We start from the raw sequence: 20,867 nt of genomic DNA on the forward strand, positions 1-20,867 counted from the left end.
ATGGAGCAATTAAAAAAACAAGTTTGTGATTATATTGAGAGTCATGAAGAAGAAAGCGTAAAATTTTTAAAACGATTAATTCAAGAAAAGAGCGTATCTGGTGAGGAAAGTGGTGCGCAGGCAATTGTAATTGAAAAATTACGTGAGCTAGGTTTAGATCTTGATATATGGGAGCCATCATTTTCTAAAATGAAAGATCATCCTTATTTTGTATCACCGCGTACAAGTTTTTCAGATAGCCCGAACATTGTGGCAACCCTTAAAGGAAGCGGCGACGGGAAATCTATGATATTAAATGGGCATATTGATGTCGTACCAGAAGGAGATGTGAATCAGTGGGATCATCATCCTTATAGTGGTGAGAAAATAGGAAATCGTATATATGGTCGTGGAACAACAGATATGAAGGGCGGCAATGTCGCATTAATGCTTGCGATGGAAGCAATTATTGAATCTCGTATTGAATTAAAAGGAGATATTTATTTTCAAAGTGTAATAGAAGAAGAAAGCGGCGGAGCAGGAACATTAGCAACTATATTACGAGGATATAAAGCAGATGGTGTTATTATTCCGGAGCCAACAAATATGAAGTTTTTCCCGAAACAACAAGGATCCATGTGGTTTCGTCTACATGTGAAAGGGAAAGCAGCACACGGTGGGACGCGTTATGAAGGAGTAAGTGCAATTGAAAAAAGTATGTTTGTTGTAGATCATTTGAGAAAGCTGGAAGAGAAGAGAAATGACCGAATTACAGATCCATTATTTAAAGGAATCCCGATCCCAATTCCAATTAATATTGGGAAAATTGAAGGCGGTAGCTGGCCAAGTTCTGTTCCTGATTCGTTAATTTTAGAAGGAAGATGCGGTATTGCGCCGAATGAGACTATAGAGGCAGCAAAAGAAGAGTTCGAGAATTGGATCGCTGAATTAAATGATGTGAACAATTGGTTTGTTGAAAATCCTGTAGAAGTGGAATGGTTTGGAGCAAGATGGGTTCCAGGTGAACTAGAAGAAAATCATGAGTTAATTACAACGCTCGAGCATAACTTCGTTGAAATCGAAGGGAATAAACCGATTATTGAAGCATCTCCGTGGGGGACTGATGGAGGCTTATTTACACAAATCGCCGGTGTACCAACGATAGTATTTGGCCCAGGAGAAACGAAAGTAGCGCATTATCCAAACGAATATATAGAAGTTGATAAAATGATAGCTGCCGCAAAAATTATTGCATGTACATTACTAGATTGGTGTGAGGTGAAAAAATGAAATACTATGAATCTTTTAGAGAACAGACGAATGGCCATACAGTAGAAGGCGTTTTGGACTATTTTAATAAACGTATTCGAGTAGACCACTACACAGGAAATATTGAGAGAATCATCCAAACAATTGACGAATTAGCAGAGAAACATTCTTTCACTAAATGTATTGTTAAAGGAAAGGGAGAGCATGTTTCAACATGGCTCTCTTTCGGTTTTTTATTAGAAGCAACAATACCACATTATTTTCAAGGTCACGATGCATACTTCTTCGTGAAATTTAATAATGATGAAAGACGAAATAGTATTCATTGGGCTGAGGAAGATACTATTTTAAGCGGTGTAAAAGCAAAAGAAGTAAAGGAAAAAATAGTTCCGGAAAAATTCCTATTAAGAAAAGCGACAGAAGAGGACGCAGAAGAATTAGCAGCTGTCTTTGGAGAAGTATTTGAAGTGTATCCGACTCCTTTAAACGAAGCGAGTTATGTAAAACAAACGATGAAAGAAGACGATACAATTTACTATGTGTATGAATTCGAGGGGAAAATAATTAGTACAGCGTCTGCAGAAATGAATATAAAAGAAGGAAATGCAGAATTAACGAATTGTGCGACCTTACCCGAATATCGTAAACATGGGTTTATGAAAAGTTTATTAATTAAGTTAGAAGAAGAACTTCAAGAAAAATCGATTTTCTGTTCTTATACAATTGCTCGATCGCTTTCTTTCGGAATGAATGCAGCCTTTCATCAGTTAGGCTATACGTATACAGGAAGATTGGCGAACAATTGCTACATTTTTGATAAGCTAGAAGATATGAATATATGGGTAAAAGATTTGTCTAAATAGTACGTTATAAAAATAGAACGGAATCGTCATGCTTATAATCGCACATAGGTGTGCCGGAAATTCGGCATAGTATTTGCTGGATTTTCGGCAAGAGGGGGGATGACATTGCTAGCAGTTTCGACACAAGAAGTCATTGAGGCGATTTTGGGCAGTATTGATGAGGCTATACACGCAGTAGATGAAAATGGTATTACAATTTTCTATAATACTGTAGCTGCAAAACACGATGGATCAAAAATTGAAAAAGTGTTAGGTAAACATTTGTTAGAAGCGTTTCCTTCTTTATCTAGGGAAACAAGTACGTTGATGAAAGTATTAGATACAAAAAAGCCAATCGTTCATCAAGTGCAGCATTATCAAAACTTAAATGGGGAAGACATTTGTACAGTAAATACGACGTTACCTATTTTCATAGATGGAAATATTGCTGGAGCTGTTGAAATTGCAAAAGATTATTCCACAGTACAAAAACTTACCGATACAATAGTCGATTTGCAGTCGAAAATAAAGCGGTCATCTAGAAAAAAAGCGGTCAAAAAGGATGTTGCATTTGAAACGATCGTGACGAATGATGCTCGGTTTAAACAGACGAAAGAATTAGCACAAAAAGTAGCCCCAACCGATGCGAATGTTTTAATATATGGGGAAACAGGAACAGGGAAAGAGTTATTTGTACAAGCGATTCATGAAGCCTCTAAGCGAAAGAACAAGCCGTTTATTGCACAAAACTGTGCAGCTTTGCCAGAGTCTCTATTAGAAAGTTTATTGTTTGGAACGACGAAAGGTAGTTATACGGGGGCAATTGAACGAGCGGGATTATTTGAACTTGTAGATGGAGGGACATTGTTTTTAGATGAACTGAATTCAATGCCACTCGATTTACAAGCGAAAATGCTACGTGTATTAGAAGATGGTGTTATTCGTCGTATTGGTGATAATAAGACGAGAAAAGTAGATGTTCGCGTTATTACCGCAATGAATCAGCCACCAGAAATATGTTTAAAAGAGAATAAAATTCGCACTGATTTATACTATCGATTAAATGTCTTTTCATTATATATTCCGCCGCTCCGTGAAAGAACGGAGGATGTATTATTGTTAGCCTCTTATTTTTTGAAAGAATATAATAAAAGTTATAAAAAAGGTGTACTTCAAATGGATAAGGAAGCGAAAGAAAGACTACAAGCTTACCAATGGCCTGGAAATGTTCGGGAGTTAAAACATACGATTGAACATGCTGTCATTATTGCAGAAGGGAATACATTAACAGCTAATTGTTTACCGCGTACATTTCGGAAAGAGAGTTTTCCAAAGAAGAAGGGCATATTGCCTCTTAGAGAAGCACTTCATCAAACGGAAAAAGAATTAATAGATCAAGCGTTAATTGAAACAGAAGGGAATATATTACAAGCTGCAAAAATGTTAGGTATCCCTCGTCAGACGCTTCAATATAAACTGAGTAAGTACGACAAAACCGCCGAATAATTGGCGGTTTTTGTGTGTTTGCACCAATAAAAGAGCGTTTACATATATAAAAAGTAATGAATATGATAGTATGTATGGATTTCATACAGTGCTTAAAAATATTTTTTTCGCTTATATAATAGGGTTATCCGTACATTTACTTATCAATAAAGTAAAGTTGGCATAACTATTGCTTATATAAAGGATGAGCGTATAAAAAGGGGGAATAGCAATGTTACATGATGTATACAAACCAAATCGTCACTGGAAGGATATCGAATTATGGAAAGATGTTACTGAAGAGCAATGGAATGATTGGGTTTGGCAATTAACGAATACGATCAAAACGTTAGATGACTTAAAGAAAGTGATTAACTTAACACCTGATGAAGAAGAGGGCGTTAAAATTTCAACGAAAACGATCCCGTTAAATATTACACCGTACTATGCTTGGTTAATGAATCCTGATGACCCACGCTGTCCGATTCGGATGCAATCTGTACCGATCTCGGAAGAGTTATATAAAACAAAATATGATTTAGAAGATCCGCTTCATGAAGATGAAGATTCACCAGTTCCAGGGTTAACACATCGTTATCCTGACCGCGTACTATTCTTAGTAACGAATCAATGTTCTATGTATTGTCGTTACTGTACACGCCGTCGTTTTAGTGGACAAATTGGAATGGGTGTGCCGAAGAAACAATTAGATGATGCAATTGCTTACATTCGTGAAACACCACAAGTACGAGATGTATTAATCTCTGGTGGTGATGGTCTTCTTATTAACGATAAAATTTTAGAATATGTATTAAAAAATTTACGAGAGATTCCGCACGTTGAGATTATTCGTATCGGAACGAGAGCGCCGGTAGTATTCCCGCAGCGTATTACAGAAAACTTATGTAACATTATTAAAAAATATCATCCAGTATGGTTAAATACACATTTCAATACATCTATTGAAATTACTGAAGAATCGAAAAAGGCATGTGAAATGTTAGCGAATGCTGGTGTTCCAGTCGGAAACCAAGCAGTAATTTTAGCTGGTATTAATGACAGCGTTCCAATTATGAAAAAACTAATGCATGACTTAGTAAAAATCCGTGTACGTCCATATTATATTTATCAATGTGACTTATCTGAAGGTATTGGTCATTTCCGTGCACCAGTTTCTAAAGGTCTTGAAATTATTGAAGGTTTACGCGGACATACGTCTGGTTATGCAGTACCAACATTCGTTGTTGATGCACCAGGAGGGGGCGGTAAAATTGCGCTTCAACCAAACTATTTAATCTCGCAAAGTGCAGATAAAGTTGTACTTCGTAACTTTGAAGGTGTTATTACAACGTATCCAGAGCCAGAAAGCTACATTCCAGGAAGAGCAGAAGGGTACTTTAAAGAAATTTATCCAAACTACGAAGAAAAACGTTCAGATGTTGGTATCGCAGGCCTTATGAGTGATAAGAAATTCAACCTTGTTCCAGACGACTTACAGCGTATGAACCGTCGTAAAGACTATGAAGAGAATGAAACGCATGCAACATTAAAAGATAAACGTGATAAGCGGGACCAATTGAAAGATAAAAAATATCAAGCACAAATGGCTAAATTAGAAGAAAACGACAAAAAAACCGAGGGTGATGCAGTATGAATTGTATGTGGTGTGACAGTACAGAAGCAAAAGAAAGCTTAAATACTGTATATTGGGAATTGCCAGATGGTACGAAAGCCATTGAAATCCAAGAGACACCATGCATTTCTTGTTCCTCATGTGGTATGGACTATCAATCAGATCAAACAGTGAAAGAAATAGAAGATCAATTGTTTTTAATTTATACGAAAGATTTACCAAAACAACTAACATATGAAGAATTAATGGGAAGACCCCGTCTATTAAAAAGAAATTATTTTGACTTTTAACCAGCTTTTCTGCTGGTTTTTTTCTTTTTTGCCTTGTATAATGTACCCAAGTTAGAAAGGTAGGGAATATTTTTGAAAAAGACATTTTACCACTATATGATGAAGCATCGTGCAGCTTTATTTAGTAATGAAATATCGAATTTAGCAGAGGCAATGTACGATGATTTAAGTTTTCCGAAGCAATCTGAAGATTACGATGAAATTAGTTCATACTTAGAGCTAAGTGGAATGCTAGCAAGTATGTCTATATTTGATGAAGCGTGGGAGTTATACATACAAGATAGATAAAAACTATATGAACTTTTTTGACGTGAAGCTAGTCTATTTGCTAGCTTTTTTTACGTTGTAAATAAATTTTCATATAGTGATATTTTTTATTGAAAAAATTTATGAATATACGCTTCTGTGATAAGCGTTTTTATGTAGGTTGCATATACTGTTATCAAAATCACGACGTCAAAAAAAGGAGAGATATAGATGGCAAGGAAAAAGCAACCTAAATATAACGTAGGGGACATAGTCGTGATTACGCTATATGGAACCGTTGGTAAAATCACAAATATGAAGGTTTTAGATGGAGTTTACGTATACGAAGTCAATAATCATGATGGATTTTACGTAGAGCAAACATTGCAGCATGTTACTGAGCAAGATATGAAAAAAGGTGAAACTGAGTGGATTGAATTAAACTATAATTTCACATTTGGTGATCTCGTGCAAGTAACAGGATACGATAAAGATGTGTTTCGAATTGTTGGTTTTCGTACAGAAGTATGGAGATATAAAAATGACGCATGGGAAGATACAATATATGAACTATCACGAATTACGGATGGTGAATGGTTAGAAGCGGATGAGTCAGATTTAACGTTACTTGCTAATGCTCAAACGGCAAATGCAATTTTGAAGAAAATGAAACAAGATAAAGCAGGTATGAATAAATTAGATTTAGGAAAATTAAAGTCAATTAACAACTCAAAAAAAGTGAGTGTTAAGACAAATCGTCAAGAAATCATTGATGGATTACTTGATATTTATAACGATTATCAATTGTTATTTGATACATTTAAAGATGAAGAATACAAAATTGTTATGGATGTTGTTCATAATTATTTAGTTAAATTGACAGAGAAAAAATAGTTAACTAGAAAGAGAGAATGAATTGAACAACAACATATGCAGTATAAGGTATGCCTACAACTATTAAAAAAATAAAAAGCCATTTAATAAGAGAGTCTGCCCATTGATCTTCATGCATGAACTCTTCTTTTGTTTGCCCTACTTCTTGCGTTACCTCGTATTGATATTCCATAATTATTTCCCCCTTTTGATAGCTTGTACTACCATCGTATGCATCTCGTCCAAAGGATATGACCTATAAAAAAAGAAAAACTATTTTTCTAATCTCATATACATAATTTTGAGATTTTTTCATAAAACAGAAATAAAGGAGTGATGCTCATGAAGGAAATTGAAGTCGTAATTGATACGGAAGAGATTGCGGAGTTTTTTTATGAGCAACTAATTGAAAGAGGATACGTCCCAAAACGAGAAGAAATTGAAGATCTTGCAGATATTACATTCGAGTACTTATTAGAGAAATGTATGATTGATGAAGTTTTTGATGAAGAGGATGAGTGAAAGTAACGACGGGCCTAACTCGTCGTTTTTTACTCTTTACAAACTTGTCACAAATGTAGCCAGCAATAGTTGGTATAATTAAAAGAAAATTTTACTCAAGAGGTGAAGGGATGTTCAAAAAAATTATTGATTCTTTATTAGGAAAGAAAAAATATCGTTCGTATTCTAGTAGTGATTATCGCCATAGAGGTCGCTCTTATTCAAGTAGCGATTATAAACGACGTTCATCTGGTTATGGGCATCATCATTATAAAAGAAAACGTAAAAGCCGTAGCTTCTTTTCAAGTAGCTAATGAAATGGCGTCGTATACTAGCTTTATTAGATAGACCACTACGAAAAAACACAATTGTCGCAGAACGTTATAAAATTGAATCAGTAATTGGAATGGGCAGTTATGGGGTTACATATGTCGTTAATGATTTACAAATAAATAGATATAAAGTCTTAAAACAATTAAGACAAAGTAAACAAAGATATGAGTCCGGTAGAAAATCATTTGAGCATGAGAAAATGATTTTACAAACATTAAACCATCATGCAATTCCTAGTTTATATGATCATTTCGTATGGGAGAAAAAAAGCTTTTTTGTGATGGAATATATGCCTGGTAAAAATTTCGAGGATTATATTTTCTCGGATGGGCATGTATATACAGAACGTGAAGTTTTTAAAATTTTATATGAAATATTAGAAATTGTATCAGTTTTTCATAGTAAAGGTATTATTCACCGAGATTTACGCATTCCAAACATATTAATGAAAGAAAACGAAATTAGTATTATTGATTTTGGATTGGCGAAATTGAAAGGCGAGGGGGATGAACGAGCTACAACTTATGAGGGTGAACAAGCTTTGATGCGAGAAGTTCACTTTCGTAGCGATTTTTATGCGCTTGGTCATTTCTCATTATTTTTATTATATGCAGGCTATGAATCTAATGAAAAACATGAAAAGCCATGGTATGACGAATTAACTTTGGAAAATTACAACCGTGAAATGTTGATGCGTATGTTACAAATAAAAACGCCGTACTATGAGAATGTACAAGATTTAAAAAAAGATGTAGCTTTTGCTTTAGAAAGGATGGAGGATCCATGTTTCAAAAGTTTTTAGCAAGCGTTGGTATTAGGTTTTAAAGCGCGTCATATAGAATGTGAAGAATTACCGTATCGATTACGTAAGCAAGTTCCATTTGCACAAGAATTTGAGTTTGTTCCTGTTTCCGGAGAGTATTATGGAAAATTAGATGAACTAGAATTATTAATTTTACCAAGTGCTTACGATCGCCTAGAGATTATTATGGAAGTAGACAGAAAATCTCGCGGATTAGCAGGTTTATTTGCAGAAGCACTTGATCTTGATGAGAAAGTGAGTCGCTTTACAGTAATGAATGAAGATATTCCAACGATGAAAGAAACAATTAACAATTATATTTTTTAATAAACTATGCATAAAAAAGAAATGGAGAGGAAAACTAAAACAACCGCTCCATTTTTTTGCATAGTGAGGTTATGTATGTGAAACGATATCGACATTTATACTTGTTAAGTTTTACGCTACTCATTTGTTTTGTCGTATTATCACTTTCGTATCATACCGCTTGTATTGAGAAATTTGACAATATAGTCGCACATTTTATTCAAAGTTTTCGAAACGATTATTTGACAGCCTACTTTACTTGGGTGTCTTTTATCGGTTCCAAAAGAATATATTTTCCGTTACTCATTATTCTTGTAATGTATTTTCTCGTTAGAAAAAAGTTGCTTAGTGCTTTACTTCTAACAATTAATTATTATGGATCTCGTTATTTAAACAGTATGCTTAAACTATGGTACGAGCGAGCAAGACCTGATGTAACACAGCTTGTTACTGCAACTGGATATAGTTTTCCGAGCGGTCATACGATGAATGCTACTGCTTTTTTAGGATTTATTGCATACGTCACGATTACAGAAGAACGTATTACGTTGCATAAAAAATTGTTGATTATTTTTATAGCGAGCTTTGTTGTATTATCTATTTCAGTTAGCCGAATATATCTTGGCGTTCACTATCCATCTGACATATTAGCAGGATGGGCAGCTGGCGGTAGCTGGCTCGTTTTATGTGTTATATTTCATAAAACGTTCATTAAAAAAGAACCTATGTCATAATAGGTTCTTTTTCCATTGGTTCAACATGAATGTGCGCATGATAAATGCCAAATTTTTTCCGAAGCATTGCCTCGATGTTGTCAGTAATACAGTGACTTTCTCCAACATCCATACGAGCATCTACCTCGATTGTAATATCAACGTACGTTTGATTCCCGTACATACGAGCGCGAATATCTACGATGTTTTCCACGCCACCAATATGTTCAATCGCATCAGCGTACTCTTCCATCTTATCTGGATCGATTCCATCCGTTAACATATGAGAAGCTTCTACGAAAATCTCCCATGCAGTTTTACAAATAATAAGACCGACAATTAAAGCAGCAATAGGATCTAAAATAGGCATTTGGAACTGCGAACCGACAATACCTACTACTGTACCAATACTTACGAGGGCATCTGATAAATTATCCTTTGCAGCTGCTTCTAATGATTTACTTCTTGTTCGTGCTGCAATCTTTTTCGTATACAAATACACACAGTACATAACGACAGCAGAAAATAAAGCTACCCATGCAGCAAGTACATTAGGTGCAGCTTGTTTCGGATTTAAAAAAGATTGAATGGCACTAATAACAACTTCTAATCCGACCGTTGCCATAATAAAAGAAGCAACAAGTGATGCAATTTGTTCTGCACGCGAATGCCCATAAGGATGATCTGGATCACGAGGTTTCCGAGAGATTTTTAGACCAATTAATATAGCTAAAGAAGCACCGATATCCGTTAAGTTATTTAAACCGTCAGCACGTAATGCGCTAGAGAGGGTAATATAACTGATGATGATTTTCATAGAGGATAAAAATATGTAGGCCATAATGCTGACAATCGCACCTTTATCAGCTTCTTTATGAGAAAGAGTATCCATTTTAATCACTCACCTTTCTACAAGGAATTTCTTTCTATAAATAGAGTATCAAACGAAAGTCGTGTGGGTCTATACAAACATTGTTGACGTTTTTTAGCTTTTTAAGAAGGGGATAACAAAGTTTCGTGAAGGAAAAATATGTTGTAAAGTGCAAAGTTAGGATATGAACGCGATTTTTTAAGGGAGGAGAAGGGAGTTCAAATATGTTCAATTCTGACAGCTGATTTTTGAAAAAATAAAAACCCTCTAGAAAATATTTTTCAGAGGGTTTTCATCTTAGTATGCTTCTAAAAACTCAGTAACTTGCTCTTCAGTTTTTGCGTTAGCACTATGTAAGTGGCCTAGCTTCTCGCCATTTTGATATACAAGTAAACTTGGAATACCCATTACTTGATACTCTTCAGCGATACTTGGGAACTCATCTTTATTAATAGAATACCATTCAAACTTATTGAACTCTTCCATTACATCTCCGATAAAGTTGTCCATACGTACACAATCTGGACACCATGTAGTAAAGAACTTAACAACTACTGGCTCCTCGCTTGCGATGATGTCTTTGAATTCCTGTTCTGATTTGATTTCTTTCATGTTTTTGACTCCTCTCAATGTCAATCGGATATGCTAGTATTTTTATGCAAAATCCGTAATTGCAAACAATAGTTTTGATGAAATAAATTGTTTGCAATATCTTCGACTGCTTCTATGTCCTGATCATTCATTTGTGATTTTTGGATATACACCTTAAATCCTAGTAACGAATATTAGGAACCTCACTTTTCTTTATAAGCTTTTTCATGAGCTATGTCAAACTTCTGAAATTACATAGGTTACCGTTATATGGCGGACAAACCAAACCGTAGTTGTTATAGCCTTCAACCATATTGCTCGTTTTCCTCAGAAATTTTTTGCAGATGGTCATTTAATGCCATTAAAGTAATGTCAGGCAAAACCAGCAATCTATTTCCTATAGATGTTTTAGGTTTATGAAATTTTTTTGTGATATGAGAGAGGGAACGATTAATAGATAAAGTTCTTCCTTCAAAATCAATATCCTTCCATTACTATCAAATCATTGATTAGCGGTATCGCCATGATTTTCCGATTTTATACAGCTCAAATGAAGATGATGAGTGTTCACTTGAAACGTATATTGATGGGGAAGATCACGATGAAATTGACAAGTCAATAAAATACCAACTCATTGATTACGCACTAGACAAAAGAAATGAAAAACTGTTCCGTAAGTTGATTGCGAATTAAGGGGGAGGTGAAAGGCTAGTGGTCCTTTACAAATTCAAACTCACTACCATTTTCGAACAATGGCCGAATGAAGAATATGTGGTAGCAGAAACTGAAGGAAAGGCAAGATTCCTGTATTGGCGAAAGTTCAGAACAAAGTTTCTAATAATGCCGATGGCTGAATTCATGAAGTTTGTAACGTGCGAGAATGAAGGTGTTTTTGATAGCAAGCGAATGTATAGCGCAGAACAAGCGTTTAAGAAAATGTAGCTGGCATGTGGGGTACGCGATCGTTGGAAACTGGAAAACTGATCTATTCGTTTTGTTCGATGGGGAAATTGAGAAGCATAATTGCCATCCTTATTGGGAAATTGCTTACTATAATGATGAGGGGAACGTGGTTCGAAGCTACCAGAAGGGAGAGTATGCGATATAAGAAAAAGAGGACTAGCAGTCGTACCTGCCGTCCTTTAGTAGGAGAAAAGTATTCTTGGTTAAAACTACGAATAAACAGAAAATCTGCTTGTAATTAGTTTTAACCTAAATGTACGTGTCTATACAAAAAAAGGAGCTGTCTCATAAGTCTCTTTGGAAGTAAAATCACATGAAATTGAAAAAGCAGAAACGTTATTAAATCAACGTTTCTGCCTTTCACTTTTTATTCGATTTTGACTAAAAAGCACTTTTTGGGACAGTCTCTAGGAAGGGAAATCCCAAGCACCAAAATGGCTCGTATTGGTCTACAGGTTCAAAAGTAGTATATGTAAAACGAAAAAATCTCATACAAAAAGCAGACAACGATTTTGGTTGTCTGCCAGTGAGTCGAATGAGTTAGCTAATTGTGATAAATTGCATTCCCATTGCGAGAAGAGTGAAGCTGCTAGTTCAAACAGCTTGTTAGTATTATTTTCGATATTTTAAAAAATATACACAGAAAGCAGATAAGTGAAGAACCTATCTGCTTCTGCTGTAACAAAAGAAAGAAGTATTAGCCGTGGATACGGCGGCTTGAAAATAGTATGTATTTTTATTTGAAAAATATTCAAGGGGTGAAGACATAGGGAATCTTTGATAAACGGTGTCTATGAAAGTACTCAGTTAATCAATAAAGAAAAAGAGTAAATATAACAGCCATTGATTTAGTTTCATTTAGGAGATAGGAATGATGATAATGGTTAAAACAATATCAATTATCGTAGGCGTTGCTTGTGATCTGGTGGGCGTCTTGTTTGTTGTTAAGGAAAGATAAAGAGGTAGACTAGCAATTTGAAGAATAAATAGGAATATTATTAGTTTAAAACACAAAACATAGGCTAGTAAACAAGCTGTTTCCCCTTTTATTCATAGAATATAATGAATTCTATTTATAGAGGAGGTAATCATATTTATGGGATGGAATAATAATTTTCGAGATTGTGATAGATTTTGGGATGATTTAATGTTTGGCAGATGCAGACACAGAGATTGTGATGACCGTCGTTGTAGACGTGATCGTGACTGCGATTGTGATGAGTGTCGTCGCAGACGTAATCATGAACGTGATCGTGATCATGATCATGATGATCGTCGAAATTGGTAAATTCCTTGGAAAGAGTGCTTTGAAGAAAAGCGCTCTTTTTTGTTCAGGGATAATAGGGAAAATAAAAAAAGAGAGCTAATGCTCTCTTTTTTTGGATGTGGTAATTAATCACAAATTGGTATTCCAAGCACTCTTAGAGCCAATGCTACTTGAAGCGAAATCTCTAATCTAGCAATTTCGATACCAGCTACTGAAAGAACTAAAAAAGGTTGTCCATTTACAAACACAACGCAACTATCCATGGTTACGCCTCCTTTCTAGCAATCTACTATAGTATATGAACGGATTATTAATATGTAATAGTTGAATTGATTGATTTTATAGAATTGATAGATTAGTCCATTTAAACAAAACAAACGAACTCAACGAATTGAACAGGCAAAACAAAGGTTAGAAGAGGAAAAGAGACAGAAGTTCGCAGCAGAAGTACGTGATCTATAAAACAAAAGAGCTAGAAAAAGAGAAAAATTAAAAAAAGATTTATTAAGGATGGTTGATGGGAAAGTTATGTTTTATGAGGTTATCTCATTGATAGATAGTGGATATAACCCTTACTTGTTATCGAAAGCATTGAATATAGATTGCCAAACTATAATTACAATTAAAGAATATAGAAAAGGGTTTAAAGTACCACGGAATTATAAAAGGATGATTAAACATCAAGATATAATGTACTCCTTAACTGGGAAGGAAGGTAAAGGAAATTCAAGATTAAATCATTTACTATAAAGTAGCGAATTCGCTGCTTTTTATTTTATAAAGAAAAAAGCCCTATCTGGGGCTAGATGATTTTCTTCATGCTACAATGACGGCATTCTCTTGAGAAGATGAAATTTTTAATGGAACTTTTGAATACGGAATTACCACAATTATCACAGCGACCGCTGATCTTATCAGGATGTTCTTCGTATGTGTATATTTTGCTTAAATCGTATTTTTGTTCATGTTCTTTATTTTCCATTCGTTTCACCTGCATATCAATCTGAATTAAAACAGCTGAAGCACAATAACATGGAGTGTTCACGTAGTGGACGCTTTTTATTTTGCAAAAAGAACCTGCAAACATGCAGATTCTCCCGATAATGATTTATGAAGTAAGACCCGAAAATATAATACAATGATTTGAAAATGAGTTCAAGTAAATGAAAAGAACCCGCTGGAGTTCGGGTCCTTTTCAGAAGTGATGATGTTTTCTCGGCTTGGGAACTGAGAAAATACAAAAATATAATACAATGAGTTTTAGAGAATTTCAAGACTGAATTAGAGTAATTTTGGAAGAGAATGAAGGATGGATAATCAAAATAACAAACTGGAATTTGCAATTATTGAATTAAGAATTCAAGTTACTGGACTGCAACAAACGATTAATGAATTAACACGAAGAGTAATTATGTTAGAAAGGAATTAGTAATGAAAGTTGATACAAATCATGTTCAAGAAATAGTCAAATAATCTATGGTAATTAAAAAGATTAACGACAATAAATCGGTAGGGATGGATTGTAAAGTTGGGTATGTAAAGAGAAGCCCACATAGTACGAGTAGCCGTTTACTCAGAAGAGTCCGTATAGCATCTTATATTTGGGAGATTAAATCTGAAATGGTTGAAAATGTATTTAGGGAAGCGATGGATGTAAGGAATGAGAAAATTAAGATTGCTTTTGCAAATACGAAAAAAGGTCCTGTTGTTTTCAACAGGACCTTTCCTAAAATGGCAAAGAGTAACTCTTACCTTACTCTTCTCGTATATAATACATGAAAAAGATAGATGTGTATACAACAAGAAATTCCAATATAATTATTCTAATATAGTGTTTAAAAATAAAATGGTGGAATTTTAAATAAGGAATTAAATTACAAACGTTGATTTATCAATTGGTTTGAATGTTTTTCTATCAACTTGTAGTAAATAAAGTAATATTGAGATAACAAGATATGTAATTTTGCATACCGGATTGTCAAGCTGAATAAGGGGGTAAATGATACGGAAGTTGAAGGAGAGTAATACTGAAATTTCATTTGCCTGTTTACTGTGTGAAATAAATTCATTTGAATAGAAGCAAAAATAGAGGTTTGCCTTAGACATTTATGAAGGTTAAGAATATTTATAAAGAAAGGAGTAAATACACAGGGCCAATTTTTGTAATGATGGAGGGAATTGATGTGGACATAACTCAAAGTATGGCGCGAATAGTGGTTAATGGGAAAGATCTTCCGTTTAATTCAGTTAGAACTTCTGCATGGAATCAAGGGCCTGTAAATGATTTAATTGTTTTAACAAACCAAAGAGTCGAAGAGTTTTATCAATTCATGTGGTCACAAGTGCCAATTACACTTGCGATGTATTTTCTTCAAGGAGCGGACTTAATGAGGTTTGTTAGAATTATTGGGGTTAATCAAAGTGTAACGGGAGAATATATTTATCATTTTTCTTGGGGATAAAACGAATATAATGTAGCATAACAGCTGCTTTTTTATTTTGTGAAATTTTATAGGGTGGTGAATAGGAGGTTAGGAAAATAAGGTTAGAGCGTGATATAGATAATTTGTGAATCTATTTAAGCTCGTAAAGATACTCGGTTACTTTTTTTAATACAATGGGTTTTACAAACAAATGTATAGAAGTATACATAAGATAATATGAAATGAGACGAATAATATCCTCTTCATGTATATTACAATTAACACGAAGTACGTAGAGAAGGCGGCTATAAATATGAAATTTTTAAGGAGCACAAAAAATAAAAAAACAGAGAGACATATTTTGTCCCTCTGTTTTTTTATATTATTCACAAATAGTTCCGGTTGCTATACCAGTTGGGGCAACACCTACTGGAACCGTATCTATAACCGTATTTGTAGCAGTATTGATAACAGAAACAGTATTACTACCTTGGTTTGTAACGTATGCGAGAGTGCCGTCTGGTATGATCGTTACTTGATCCGGGGATAAAGCAACAGGAATTGTATCGATTACAGTATTTGTCGCCACGCTTATTACTGATACATTATTACTTACTTTATTTACAACGTAAATACGAGTGCCATCTGGTGTAATATCTATACCAACCGGTTCAGAACCTACGCTAATTGTATTAATAACGGAATTCGTAGTGGTGTCAATAACAGAAACAGTATTGCTATTTTGATTTGTGACATAGGCACGAGTGCCATCTAGTGTAAAGACGATTATTCTAGGACGAATGCCAACAGGAATGGTAGCGCTAACTGTATTCGTAGCAGTATCAATAACAGAAATATTGTTGCTTAATTCGTTTGCAACATATGCAAAGGCCCCATTTGGAGAAACAGTGATTCCTTGTGGAGCGTTGCCAACAGGAATGGTAGCAACAACTGTGTTAGTAGCAGCATTAATAACAGAGACCGTATTGTTACCGTGATTTCCAACATAAACAGTTGTGTTATTTGGAGAAACAGCTACACCGATTGGATTAGATCCAACAGGGATGGTAGCAATAACTGTATTCGTAGCCGTATTAATAACAGAAACGGTATTAGAAAAAATATTAGTAACATAAGCGCGAGTCCCATTTGGAGAAACGGTTACTTCGAGAGGTGCATTACCTACAGTGATTGTAGCAACAACTGTATTTGTTCCGGTGTTAATTACAGATACTGTATCATTTGTTAGATCATCTATGGCTCCTGCGTTTGTAACATAAACAAGGAAATTACATGCAGGTCCAGTCGGTGCGGTTGGTCCAGTCGGTCCAGTCGGTCCCGGTGGACATTCACACTCTCCAGTTGGCCCTGGTGGTCCTTCTGGTCCTTGAATACCTTGCACACCTTGAGGTCCAGTCGGCCCTGGTGGTCCTTCCGGTCCTTGCATTCCTTGCACACCTTGAGGTCCAGTCGGCCCTTCGAGTCCTTCTGGCCCTTGAAGCCCTTGGATACCTTGAGGTCCAGTTGGTCCTTCTGGTCCCTCCGGCCCTTGAATTCCTTGTACCCCCTGAGGTCCAGTCGGCCCTGGTGGTCCAGGAACTCCCATTCCGGTTCCGGATCCAGTTGGCCCTGGTGGTCCTGGTGGTCCTTGAATACCTTGCACACCTTGGGGCCCAGTCGGTCCCGGTGGTCCTTCTGGCCCTTGAAGCCCTTCCACGCCTTGAGGACCAGTCGCTCCTGCAAGTCCTTCCGGCCCTTGAAGCCCTTGTACACCTTGAGGTCCAGTCGCTCCTTCTGGTCCTTCTGGCCCTTGAATACCTTGTACACCTTGAGGTCCAGTCGCTCCTTTAGGTCCTGGAAATCCTCTAGGTCCAGTCGCGCCAGTAGGACCGGGTATTCCGGTAATATTTAATAGAGAACTATTCAATATTCCTTGCAAAATTAAGTTAAATGTTTGTTGTAACAATGGGTCCGATATATTGGAACAACTAATGAGCGAAGATAAATTTTGGAATAGAAATTGAAATAACGCAGAGATTTGAGTAAGCGATGCAGTAGGTAAGGAATTAATTAATTGAGTTATAGTTCGTATAACTAAATTTCTATTTGGAGTATTTGGTTGCACTGTAATAATTAAATCGTTTAATGCCTGTAATGCAGATTGGAGTATTTGTATAGTTGTCGGATTTGGCGTGGTAAAGAAAGGATTGCTTGGTTTAATTGGTTAATTAGGGACAATAATTCTTGTTGCTGAGAAAATGAGAAAAAAACAGGTGTACAACAATTACTTTGATTGCAAGAGGATATAGAAATAAAACAGGGAAATTGGAACTTTTTGCACGGGTCGTTTGAGTTTTGATTATTTTTCATAATTACCTCCTTTTAAAAAGTTTAAATAGTAAGTACATTTGATAATCAATATTTGCTTCTAATTGTAATGTGTTTATGAGTATAAGTTATATGTGAAATACCTAGGAACATTTTTTAAAAGTATATGTAAATAAAATGGAGGTGTTCTTATGAGACTAGTAATATTGTAAAAATTTGATGATAATTATAAGTTTAATTAAGTTAGAGTCTAATGAAGTTCCATTTAGAATTTTATGTAAGGTTATTCATTTTTTTATTATGCTTTAAAAATTCAATCATGTTTAATAATTGAAATATGAAATTGAAGATATTAAAAGAAAGAATAAAATGAGAAACTTACTAAAAGTTAACGTGCTAGTTTTCAGCACTTCCTAAAAAAAGAATCATACTATGATTTGTAATAGCTTATATGGAAGTGAGTTGGAAATAATGTTTTATTCATATTTTGCTAATCAACCTAGTATGCGACCAGCGTATGGTACATCAATCACGTTTAGCGGAGCACAAAGTACAGTTCAAGCTGTTCAACAAGCGTTACAAATGCAACAACAAATGCAAATGCAGCAACAAGGTATCCAGCCGTATTATTCATCCATGGAGTATTTTTATCCAGTGCATCAAATCACACCGTATGGAAGTTCTTTTCTTACTATCCCATATGGAACTGTATTTAATCTATAAAGAAAAATTTTTATTAATTGGGAGCAGGTTCCAAACGGATTATTAGCTCTTACCAATCAGGCAACACGGCTCCCACCTAACTTTTGCGTATGTGCCGAATTTTGAGATGTGAGTCTTATTGCTTACAAATGGCGGGTACAATTGAGGGGGATGAAATTGTGTTTATGTAAGCGTCAAATAGTTCCCACATATAATTTGTAAATAATCCATGAGATAATCCCCGTATATACTACAAGTTGAGTGTTTTGTGAGAAGAAACCGATTAAAGAAAGAATAGGAATTACCTTATTTATATCTTTTTATGCTACTGTTTTCTATATTTGGATTCATGTTAGGTTGGATGATAAGCTTTGGACCATAAAATGTGTGAAAGGACGAATGTAGATTCGTTCTTTTTTATGCATAAAAAGTAAAATAGATAAGGAAAGGATTTATCAAGTTTGAATAGAGATTACTATACTACTAGGTTGTGGTGTTATTGATATGTCTTCCGCTTACGTGTATATAAATAGGCGACAAGTATAGGGGGGGAAACAATAGTTCGTCCAAACATTGCGAATCTTTTTTACATAATCTGGAGTAATAAGCATGAAAGGGGAACGAGTATGTCTTGCTATTACTACTGTAAGTATTGTAAAGAATATAAAAAGAAACAGCATAACTGTAAGAACGATAGTAAGTGTAATGACAACAAGGACAACCTTGTTAGGGCATCAGCATTTAGAGCTAGAAATACGGTGGATCAAACGGTTCCTGCCAATACTTTTGTAAAGGTATTATTCCAGGATGAACAATTTGATTTAGCAAATGAGTATAATCCAGCAACATCTATTTTTATTCCGAAGACTAGAGGGGTTTACTCTATTATTGGTACGATTGGTTTTTTTCCAAATGATTTTAATTTAAATTATAGAGCTCGTGTAGAAATTCGTGTGAATGGAAACGCAGCAATAGCTATAGATAATGACTTTTTTGGTCCAATAGGTTTTGGAAATGTAGTAAGTGTTTCGACGATTATTCAATTGCATGAAGGAGATCAAGTTGAGGTTTATGCACAAAGTAGCATAGACGGAGTTTTAAGTACTTCGGAAGACGGCTCACATTTTGAAGCAGCAAGATTCCCTTCTCCAATTAAATAACGAAGAGAATAAAATACTTTTCAGTAGGTCTAGTTAATCCCCTGTACCGAATGGTGGGGGATTATTATTGTTTTTTTTAATATATAAGTAAATGGATTAAATATAGTTTGTTTCATGAAAATTTCATATGCTAAAGATGTAATGATGAAAGGTAAAGTTTTAAAATTATTTTTTACAGTTTTGATGTTGAAAGGACTATCTTATTTTAAGTATAGATCTTCTGCAGGTAATAAAAAGAGTAAGTAACAAGGTTGTAAAAGTTCTTTGGCGTTACATTTGCTAGTTGCCTAACGGTATAAAAAGATATCTTAATTTATGTCCGTATAATTACAGGCTTTTTCATTACTATATAGAAATTACATATTTAACATCGGTTTGTGCAGGTAGTGCTATTGATAACATTAAGAACAAGTACACTATACAAAAATAAAATAAATCCTAAGATGAGTAGTATCGGATGAAACTTGAACATATTTGACCTCCCTGAGTATATAAAGAATGTTAATACATCTTTGGTCAATTTAGAAGGAAAATATATTAGATGAATGATGCTTGAATGGATACACAAATTTAACAGAGTAGTGAGTGTATAATAAATAAAGGAGTATTGTGAGGGGAACCTTGACTAGATTGTTTACAAAAGGCAGGTCAATTTACCCCATGTGAAATATAAAAGTGATCCGGTTTATATTTCACGTGAAGTAAATAAAGAAAGAGCATACATAAAAAGTACGCTCTAAAGAAAGATAGGTTTTATGAGTGGATAATCTCCATACGATAATATATGTTCGGTTGATGTAAATGTGTGAAAAATCAATAAATTATCAATGGAATATCATGAAATGAGTAATTTTAGTCTATTAATAAGGTTGTGTAGTTAACCAAATTGTAAAGAGTTTGTATAGAATGGATTAACAGCTCGATAATGATCGTACTTCAGTTTCATATTTCGTATAGTTTGGATATTGTGTAATAGTTTGACATTTAGGTGTGGAAAGTTGATTAATTATAGAAACATTTGTAATTACTTCGTTACAAGGACCGAAAAATGTAACTTTTAATTTTGAATTTGGTGGGACTTTGAAAACAATAGGTTTTTTCTCCATGAAATCAGCTCCTATGATGCAGTATTGTATACTGCGTTTTTTCGTTCGTATTATAAAGACGTACTAATATAATATGAACTTTTAGTTGAGTTGATAATGATATGGAGTTTTATAGAATGGTAAAAATGTGGAAACAGAGTACAGACTAAGAATATTTTATGGAATGTTTAAATAATATAATATA

The 20,867-nt window shown here is 34.7% G+C and carries 22 protein-coding genes and 4 pseudogenes; 18 read left to right on the plus strand and 8 right to left on the minus strand.

The annotated features are described in order from the left end of the window. The 7 genes from RTP99_RS04535 to RTP99_RS04565 all read left to right on the plus strand — a co-directional run bounded on the left by RTP99_RS04535 (position 1) and on the right by RTP99_RS04565 (position 6,638). Positions 1–1,269 carry a peptidase gene (locus RTP99_RS04535; RefSeq protein WP_000436704.1) on the plus strand — a complete coding sequence of 423 codons (1,269 nt, stop codon included), beginning with the start codon at positions 1–3 and terminating at the stop codon, positions 1,267–1,269. Further along, positions 1,266–2,111, plus strand: coding sequence for a putative beta-lysine N-acetyltransferase (gene ablB / locus RTP99_RS04540; protein ID WP_000878610.1), 846 nt, complete (start codon positions 1,266–1,268; stop codon positions 2,109–2,111). Before RTP99_RS04535 ends, ablB begins: the two co-directional genes overlap by 4 nt. 99 nt (positions 2,112–2,210) lie before the next feature. Beyond that, positions 2,211–3,596, plus strand: a complete 1,386-nt coding sequence (gene rocR / locus RTP99_RS04545; RefSeq protein WP_011040293.1) for an arginine utilization transcriptional regulator RocR — start codon at positions 2,211–2,213, stop codon at positions 3,594–3,596. A gap of 211 nt (positions 3,597–3,807) precedes the next feature. After that, positions 3,808–5,229 (plus strand): lysine 2,3-aminomutase, encoded by a 1,422-nt coding sequence (kamA, locus tag RTP99_RS04550; RefSeq protein WP_000902137.1) that lies wholly within the window; start codon positions 3,808–3,810, stop codon positions 5,227–5,229. Continuing rightward, the gene (locus tag RTP99_RS04555; RefSeq protein WP_000995764.1) at positions 5,226–5,498 is read left to right on the plus strand and encodes a YokU family protein; all 273 of its coding nucleotides are present in this window, start codon (positions 5,226–5,228) and stop codon (positions 5,496–5,498) included. Before kamA ends, RTP99_RS04555 begins: the two co-directional genes overlap by 4 nt. Before the next feature lie 72 nt (positions 5,499–5,570). Continuing rightward, positions 5,571–5,786, plus strand: a complete 216-nt coding sequence (locus RTP99_RS04560; RefSeq protein ID WP_000750723.1) for a YozE family protein — start codon at positions 5,571–5,573, stop codon at positions 5,784–5,786. 189 nt (positions 5,787–5,975) lie between these two features. Then, positions 5,976–6,638, plus strand: coding sequence for a hypothetical protein (locus RTP99_RS04565; RefSeq protein ID WP_000101501.1), 663 nt, complete (start codon positions 5,976–5,978; stop codon positions 6,636–6,638). Between the two features lie 4 nt (positions 6,639–6,642). Here the strand turns inward: RTP99_RS04565 and RTP99_RS04570 are convergent, their stop codons facing one another. Next, positions 6,643–6,810: a DUF3930 family protein gene (locus RTP99_RS04570; protein ID WP_011040294.1), complete on the minus strand. Its 168-nt coding sequence runs from the start codon at positions 6,808–6,810 to the stop codon at positions 6,643–6,645. A 149-nt stretch (positions 6,811–6,959) separates the two neighbouring features. Here RTP99_RS04570 and RTP99_RS04575 point away from each other — a divergent pair, with 149 nt between their 5' ends. From RTP99_RS04575 to RTP99_RS04595, 5 genes and pseudogenes are all read left to right on the plus strand, one after another. Beyond that, the gene (locus RTP99_RS04575) at positions 6,960–7,139 is read left to right on the plus strand and encodes a YozD family protein (RefSeq protein ID WP_000658451.1); all 180 of its coding nucleotides are present in this window, start codon (positions 6,960–6,962) and stop codon (positions 7,137–7,139) included. Positions 7,140–7,249: 110 nt separating this feature from the next. After that, a complete protein-coding gene (locus RTP99_RS04580) occupies positions 7,250–7,432 on the plus strand; it encodes a hypothetical protein (RefSeq protein WP_000473370.1) in 183 nt (60 codons plus the stop codon). Beyond that, positions 7,432–8,253 (plus strand): serine/threonine protein kinase, encoded by an 822-nt coding sequence (locus RTP99_RS04585; RefSeq protein ID WP_000872048.1) that lies wholly within the window; start codon positions 7,432–7,434, stop codon positions 8,251–8,253. Before RTP99_RS04580 ends, RTP99_RS04585 begins: the two co-directional genes overlap by 1 nt. A 12-nt stretch (positions 8,254–8,265) precedes the next feature. Further along, positions 8,266–8,580 (plus strand): annotated as a pseudogene (locus RTP99_RS04590) (sporulation protein); the annotation flags it as partial. 77 nt (positions 8,581–8,657) lie between these two features. Then, the gene (locus RTP99_RS04595; protein WP_000833365.1) at positions 8,658–9,293 is read left to right on the plus strand and encodes a phosphatase PAP2 family protein; all 636 of its coding nucleotides are present in this window, start codon (positions 8,658–8,660) and stop codon (positions 9,291–9,293) included. Here RTP99_RS04595 and RTP99_RS04600 read toward each other — a convergent pair. The 3 genes and pseudogenes from RTP99_RS04600 to RTP99_RS04610 all read right to left on the minus strand — a co-directional run. Then, positions 9,283–10,164 (minus strand): cation diffusion facilitator family transporter, encoded by an 882-nt coding sequence (locus RTP99_RS04600; protein ID WP_000380386.1) that lies wholly within the window; start codon positions 10,162–10,164, stop codon positions 9,283–9,285. The genes RTP99_RS04595 and RTP99_RS04600 overlap by 11 nt on opposite strands. A gap of 276 nt (positions 10,165–10,440) precedes the next feature. Further along, the gene (locus RTP99_RS04605) at positions 10,441–10,755 is read right to left on the minus strand and encodes a thioredoxin family protein (RefSeq protein ID WP_000658777.1); all 315 of its coding nucleotides are present in this window, start codon (positions 10,753–10,755) and stop codon (positions 10,441–10,443) included. A 214-nt stretch (positions 10,756–10,969) separates the two neighbouring features. Next, positions 10,970–11,168 (minus strand): annotated as a pseudogene (locus RTP99_RS04610) (site-specific integrase); the annotation flags it as partial. 277 nt (positions 11,169–11,445) lie between these two features. On the opposite strand from RTP99_RS04610, the gene RTP99_RS04620 reads away from it, so the two are divergent. Both RTP99_RS04620 and RTP99_RS04625 read left to right on the plus strand, forming a co-directional pair. Further along, the gene (locus tag RTP99_RS04620; protein WP_071713386.1) at positions 11,446–11,676 is read left to right on the plus strand and encodes a hypothetical protein; all 231 of its coding nucleotides are present in this window, start codon (positions 11,446–11,448) and stop codon (positions 11,674–11,676) included. 1,117 nt (positions 11,677–12,793) lie between these two features. Then, positions 12,794–12,985: a hypothetical protein gene (locus RTP99_RS04625; protein WP_071713387.1), complete on the plus strand. Its 192-nt coding sequence runs from the start codon at positions 12,794–12,796 to the stop codon at positions 12,983–12,985. A 104-nt stretch (positions 12,986–13,089) separates the two neighbouring features. Here RTP99_RS04625 and RTP99_RS04630 read toward each other — a convergent pair whose 3' ends face one another. Together RTP99_RS04630 and RTP99_RS04635 are read right to left on the minus strand one after the other, a co-directional pair. Beyond that, the gene (locus RTP99_RS04630; protein WP_000376554.1) at positions 13,090–13,227 is read right to left on the minus strand and encodes a DUF3956 domain-containing protein; all 138 of its coding nucleotides are present in this window, start codon (positions 13,225–13,227) and stop codon (positions 13,090–13,092) included. 539 nt (positions 13,228–13,766) lie between these two features. Then, on the minus strand, positions 13,767–13,946 hold the full coding sequence (locus tag RTP99_RS04635; RefSeq protein ID WP_079995151.1) for a DUF8096 family protein: 180 nt from the start codon (positions 13,944–13,946) through the stop codon (positions 13,767–13,769). 542 nt (positions 13,947–14,488) lie between these two features. On the opposite strand from RTP99_RS04635, the pseudogene RTP99_RS04640 reads away from it, so the two are divergent. Both RTP99_RS04640 and RTP99_RS04645 read left to right on the plus strand, forming a co-directional pair. Continuing rightward, a pseudogene (locus tag RTP99_RS04640) lies at positions 14,489–14,653 on the plus strand (terminase small subunit); the annotation flags it as partial. 419 nt (positions 14,654–15,072) lie between these two features. Beyond that, a complete protein-coding gene (locus tag RTP99_RS04645) occupies positions 15,073–15,426 on the plus strand; it encodes a hypothetical protein (RefSeq protein ID WP_000865321.1) in 354 nt (117 codons plus the stop codon). 343 nt (positions 15,427–15,769) lie between these two features. On the opposite strand, the pseudogene RTP99_RS04650 reads toward RTP99_RS04645, so the two are convergent. Next, positions 15,770–17,757: pseudogene (locus RTP99_RS04650) on the minus strand (beta-propeller fold lactonase family protein). Positions 17,758–18,186: 429 nt separating this feature from the next. On the opposite strand from RTP99_RS04650, the gene RTP99_RS04655 reads away from it, so the two are divergent. After that, on the plus strand, positions 18,187–18,438 hold the full coding sequence (locus RTP99_RS04655) for a DUF3947 family protein (protein WP_000500083.1): 252 nt from the start codon (positions 18,187–18,189) through the stop codon (positions 18,436–18,438). A 605-nt stretch (positions 18,439–19,043) separates the two neighbouring features. Further along, complete coding sequence (locus RTP99_RS04660) at positions 19,044–19,577, plus strand: C1q-like domain-containing protein (RefSeq protein ID WP_011040300.1); 534 nt, start codon at positions 19,044–19,046, stop codon at positions 19,575–19,577. Between the two features lie 911 nt (positions 19,578–20,488). Here the strand turns inward: RTP99_RS04660 and RTP99_RS04665 are convergent. After that, positions 20,489–20,683 (minus strand): hypothetical protein, encoded by a 195-nt coding sequence (locus tag RTP99_RS04665; protein ID WP_000412568.1) that lies wholly within the window; start codon positions 20,681–20,683, stop codon positions 20,489–20,491. Between the last annotated feature and the right edge of the window lie 184 nt (positions 20,684–20,867).

Source organism: Bacillus sp. (in: firmicutes), from assembly GCF_031983925.1.
In the GTDB taxonomy this organism is placed as follows: Bacteria; Bacillota; Bacilli; order Bacillales; family Bacillaceae_G; genus Bacillus_A; species Bacillus_A pacificus.